General features: G+C 76.0%; 4 protein-coding genes. 2 read left to right on the forward strand and 2 right to left on the reverse strand.

The window, feature by feature from the left end; all coding sequences use genetic code 11:
• Window positions 1–1,932 (reverse strand): diguanylate cyclase (locus E4P40_RS26015; protein ID WP_135161216.1); only part of this gene is annotated, 1,932 nt, incomplete at its 3' end.
• Window positions 1,929–2,525 carry a GGDEF domain-containing protein gene (locus E4P40_RS26020; protein WP_245160599.1) on the reverse strand — a complete coding sequence of 199 codons (597 nt, stop codon included), beginning with the start codon at window positions 2,523–2,525 and terminating at the stop codon, window positions 1,929–1,931. The genes E4P40_RS26020 and E4P40_RS26015, both read right to left, overlap by 4 nt.
• A gap of 66 nt (window positions 2,526–2,591) precedes the next feature.
• Between E4P40_RS26020 and E4P40_RS26025 the strand changes: the two genes are divergently transcribed.
• Together E4P40_RS26025 and E4P40_RS26030 are read left to right on the forward strand one after the other, a co-directional pair.
• On the forward strand, window positions 2,592–3,482 hold the full coding sequence (locus E4P40_RS26025; protein WP_245160600.1) for a GGDEF domain-containing protein: 891 nt from the start codon (window positions 2,592–2,594) through the stop codon (window positions 3,480–3,482).
• Window positions 3,479–5,410 (forward strand): diguanylate cyclase (locus E4P40_RS26030; protein ID WP_135161216.1); only part of this gene is annotated, 1,932 nt, incomplete at its 3' end. The genes E4P40_RS26025 and E4P40_RS26030, both read left to right, overlap by 4 nt.

Here is a 5,410-nt window from a genome sequence, read left to right on the forward strand (position 1 = left end):
GCCGAACAGGGCGTCCAGCGGGTTGGCATCGGCGGCGCGGGTCTGCGTCACGCCCGACAGGCGGACGACGCGGTCGCGGCCGCTGCGCTTGGCGTCGTAGAGCACGCCGTCGGCCGCGGCGAACAGCGTGCGGCGGTCGTCGCCGCGGGCCGCCGAGGCGATGCCCACGCTGATCGTGACCGGCACGTCGAGCCCGAACTGCGCCCAGTCGTAGTCCGCGACCCGGCGTCGGGTGCGCTCGAGCGCGCGTTCGGCCTGCTCGGCCGTGGTGTCGGGCAGCAAAATCACGTACTCGTCACCGGCCCAGCGGCACACCTCGTCGGTGTCGCGGACGCCGGCGATCAGCAGCTCGGCGACCGTCCGCAGCACGGAGTCGCCGCCCGGGTGGCCGATCGCGTCGTTGATCGACTTGAACCGGTCCACGTCGACGACGGCCAGCGCGGGCGCGTGGCCGGCCGACAGCAGGCCGTCGAGCCGGGCCTCGGCGTAGCGGCGGTTGGGCAGGTGGGTGAGCGGGTCCTCGTAGGCCTGGCGGCGGAGCTGGCCGGCGGCCCGCTCCGTCTCGAGCAGGCTCTTGCGGCGGCCGAACAGCTCCACCCAGCGGGTGCGCCGCTCGTCGACGCGGTCCAGCTCGTCGGAGAGGTAGGCCTGCAGGTACGGCAGCGCACGGCCGGCGTCGTCCAGCTCGGCGTGCAGCGTGCACAGCTCGCGCAGCGCGGCCCGGCGCAGCCGGGGCAGCCCGTGCTCGGTGGCGAGGCTCAGCGCCGACACCAGGTGCTCGTCGGCCTCGCGGACGTCGCCCTGCCGGCGCAGCGCCCGGCCCAGCGCGAGCTGCGCCGACGCCAGCTGCGCCCGGTCGGCGGTCGCGGACGTGAGGCGGACGGTGGCGCGCAGCGGACCGATCGCGGCGGCGTGCTCGTTGAGCCCGACCAGCGCCCAGCCGTGCACGACCTGGGCGGTGACGATGCCCGGGTCGTCCGGCGGCAGCAGTTCGAGCGCGCGCTCGGCCAGCTGCCGGGCCTCGGCGAAGTGCGGGGCGGCCGACTCGGGGACGCCGTCGTCCAGCAGGCCCTCGCCCAGTTCCGCGCAGAGCTCGCCGAGGCAGGTGGCGGTCGCGGCGACGAGGACCTCGGGGTCGCCGTCCTCCGGTCCGAGCGTGCCCGGGTCGGCGGCGGCGGTGACGGCCGTCTCGTAGGCGCGGCGCTGGTAGTCCAGGGCCAGCGGCATCAGCTCGAGGTCGGCGAGGACGGCCGCGAGGGTGCCGAGGGTGTCGATGAGCAGGGCGCTGGGGGCGAGCAGCGGGTCGAGCAGGCTGGCCGCCTCGACCGCCTCGTCCATCGCGGCGTCGATCCGCCGGGAGAGCAGCTCGATGCGGGCGTGCCGGGCCAGGCCCGCGGCGCGCTGCAGGTCGTCGTCGCTCGCGTCGAACGCCGCCTTGGCCGAGCGGACCAGGGCGATCGCCAGTGCGGCGCGCGTGGCCGACTCCGACCGCGGGTCTGCGCCCTCGCCGTCCACGGAGCTGCCGCCACCGTCGATGAGCTCGGCGACGCCCGCGTGCAGGTCGAGCGGTGGCTCGTCGGTGGCCGCCGGTTCGCCGACGAGCGTGAAGCCGGCGACCCGCAGCCGCCGGACCAGCAGCTCGGCCCGGAGGGTGTCCGCCCACGCCTTGCCCAGCGACACAGGGGCGTCGGCGGGCGCGTCGGCGGCCGGATCGGCGGCGACGTAGGGCGACGGGTCCCGCTCGACGCCGGCGAGCAGTTCCTCGGCATCGTCCAGTTGCCAGTTCGCCAGGGCAGCGGTCACCCGATGGTGCAGAGCTCCGGGTGGCACGAGCGCACTGTGCACGTCGTCCCCTCCGGTGTCGAGGATGTGTCCGGGAACGCGCCGTCCCTCGTCAGACGCGTCCCACGAGCCCCAGGCGGGCGTGGTCATGCGCCGTCCTCGTCATCCCTGATCGCCTCGACGCCGGGGGCCCGGACGCGGTTGCGCCCGCCGCGCTTGGCGGAGAAGAGGTTCAGGTCGGCGGTGTCGAACAGCGCCTTCCAGCCCACGACGGTGGCCGGCTGTCCCTCGTCGACGACGGGTGCGGTGGCCACGCCGATCGACACGGTCACCGGCTCGGGGAGCTCCAGGTCGCTCCAGTCGGCCGCGGCGACGGCGGCCCGCAGGCGCTCCATGACCACGACGGCCTGCGGCTCGGTGGCGGTCGGCAGGACGACGAGGAACTCGTCACCGGCCCACCGGTAGACCTCGTCGCCGGTGCGGCTGTGCTCCCGGAGCAGGTCGGCCACCCGCCGCAGGACGACGTCCCCCTGGCTGTGCGACGCGGCGTCGTTGACCGACTTGAACCGGTCGACGTCGACGACCGCCAGCGACAGCGGCTCGGCGCCCAGGCGCATGGCTCCCAGCCGGCGTTCGGCGCTGCGGCGGTTGCCGAGGCCGGTGAGCGGGTCCTCGAGCGCGTGCCGGCGGAGCATGGCCGCCTGCCGCTCGGCCTCGCGGAGCCGGCTGCGGCGCACGAACATGTCGGCCCACATCTGCCGGCCGCGGGCGTGGGCGCGGCCGGTGTCGGAGCGGTAGGCCTCGAGCCAGTGCAGCGCCTCGGCGGGCCGCCCGAGGTCGGCGGAGTTCTGGCCCGGCTGCTCTCCCGGATCGCCCAGCGCGACGACGACGCGGCGACCGGCGAGGAGGCGATCGGCCTGCTCGTGGAGGCCGCCGGCGCGTTCGTGGCCTCCGGGGACCGCCGCCGCTACCGGCAGAGCCTGCTCGAGCTGGGCCAGAACTCCGCCGACCTCGGGCGGCCCGCCGAGGCGCTGCACTGGCTCGAGGCCTACCGCTCCGACACCGGCCGCGCCCACGCCCGCGGCCGGCAGATGTGGGCCGACATGTTCGTGCGCCGCAGCCGGCTCCGCGAGGCCGAGCGGCAGGCGGCCATGCTCCGCCGGCACGCGCTCGAGGACCCGCTCACCGGCCTCGGCAACCGCCGCAGCGCCGAACGCCGGCTGGGAGCCATGCGCCTGGGCGCCGAGCCGCTGTCGCTGGCGGTCGTCGACGTCGACCGGTTCAAGTCGGTCAACGACGCCGCGTCGCACAGCCAGGGGGACGTCGTCCTGCGGCGGGTGGCCGACCTGCTCCGGGAGCACAGCCGCACCGGCGACGAGGTCTACCGGTGGGCCGGTGACGAGTTCCTCGTCGTCCTGCCGACCGCCACCGAGCCGCAGGCCGTCGTGGTCATGGAGCGCCTGCGGGCCGCCGTCGCCGCGGCCGACTGGAGCGACCTGGAGCTCCCCGAGCCGGTGACCGTGTCGATCGGCGTGGCCACCGCACCCGTCGTCGACGAGGGACAGCCGGCCACCGTCGTGGGCTGGAAGGCGCTGTTCGACACCGCCGACCTGAACCTCTTCTCCGCCAAGCGCGGCGGGCGCAACCGCGTCCGGGCCCCCGGCGTCGAGGCGATCAGGGATGACGAGGACGGCGCATGACCACGCCCGCCTGGGGCTCGTGGGACGCGTCTGACGAGGGACGGCGCGTTCCCGGACACATCCTCGACACCGGAGGGGACGACGTGCACAGTGCGCTCGTGCCACCCGGAGCTCTGCACCATCGGGTGACCGCTGCCCTGGCGAACTGGCAACTGGACGATGCCGAGGAACTGCTCGCCGGCGTCGAGCGGGACCCGTCGCCCTACGTCGCCGCCGATCCGGCCGCCGACGCGCCCGCCGACGCCCCTGTGTCGCTGGGCAAGGCGTGGGCGGACACCCTCCGGGCCGAGCTGCTGGTCCGGCGGCTGCGGGTCGCCGGCTTCACGCTCGTCGGCGAACCGGCGGCCACCGACGAGCCACCGCTCGACCTGCACGCGGGCGTCGCCGAGCTCATCGACGGTGGCGGCAGCTCCGTGGACGGCGAGGGCGCAGACCCGCGGTCGGAGTCGGCCACGCGCGCCGCACTGGCGATCGCCCTGGTCCGCTCGGCCAAGGCGGCGTTCGACGCGAGCGACGACGACCTGCAGCGCGCCGCGGGCCTGGCCCGGCACGCCCGCATCGAGCTGCTCTCCCGGCGGATCGACGCCGCGATGGACGAGGCGGTCGAGGCGGCCAGCCTGCTCGACCCGCTGCTCGCCCCCAGCGCCCTGCTCATCGACACCCTCGGCACCCTCGCGGCCGTCCTCGCCGACCTCGAGCTGATGCCGCTGGCCCTGGACTACCAGCGCCGCGCCTACGAGACGGCCGTCACCGCCGCCGCCGACCCGGGCACGCTCGGACCGGAGGACGGCGACCCCGAGGTCCTCGTCGCCGCGACCGCCACCTGCCTCGGCGAGCTCTGCGCGGAACTGGGCGAGGGCCTGCTGGACGACGGCGTCCCCGAGTCGGCCGCCCCGCACTTCGCCGAGGCCCGGCAGCTGGCCGAGCGCGCGCTCGAACTGCTGCCGCCGGACGACCCGGGCATCGTCACCGCCCAGGTCGTGCACGGCTGGGCGCTGGTCGGGCTCAACGAGCACGCCGCCGCGATCGGTCCGCTGCGCGCCACCGTCCGCCTCACGTCCGCGACCGCCGACCGGGCGCAGCTGGCGTCGGCGCAGCTCGCGCTGGGCCGGGCGCTGCGCCGGCAGGGCGACGTCCGCGAGGCCGACGAGCACCTGGTGTCGGCGCTGAGCCTCGCCACCGAGCACGGGCTGCCCCGGCTGCGCCGGGCCGCGCTGCGCGAGCTGTGCACGCTGCACGCCGAGCTGGACGACGCCGGCCGTGCGCTGCCGTACCTGCAGGCCTACCTCTCCGACGAGCTGGACCGCGTCGACGAGCGGCGCACCCGCTGGGTGGAGCTGTTCGGCCGCCGCAAGAGCCTGCTCGAGACGGAGCGGGCCGCCGGCCAGCTCCGCCGCCAGGCCTACGAGGACCCGCTCACCCACCTGCCCAACCGCCGCTACGCCGAGGCCCGGCTCGACGGCCTGCTGTCGGCCGGCCACGCGCCCGCGCTGGCCGTCGTCGACGTGGACCGGTTCAAGTCGATCAACGACGCGATCGGCCACCCGGGCGGCGACTCCGTGCTGCGGACGGTCGCCGAGCTGCTGATCGCCGGCGTCCGCGACACCGACGAGGTGTGCCGCTGGGCCGGTGACGAGTACGTGATTTTGCTGCCCGACACCACGGCCGAGCAGGCCGAACGCGCGCTCGAGCGCACCCGACGCCGGGTCGCGGACTACGACTGGGCGCAGTTCGGGCTCGACGTGCCGGTCACGATCAGCGTGGGCATCGCCTCGGCGGCCCGCGGCGACGACCGCCGCACGCTGTTCGCCGCGGCCGACGGCGTGCTCTACGACGCCAAGCGCAGCGGCCGCGACCGCGTCGTCCGCCTGTCGGGCGTGACGCAGACCCGCGCCGCCGATGCCAACCCGCTGGACGCCCTGTTCGGC

It is taken from the genome of Blastococcus sp. CT_GayMR20, assembly GCF_004570345.1.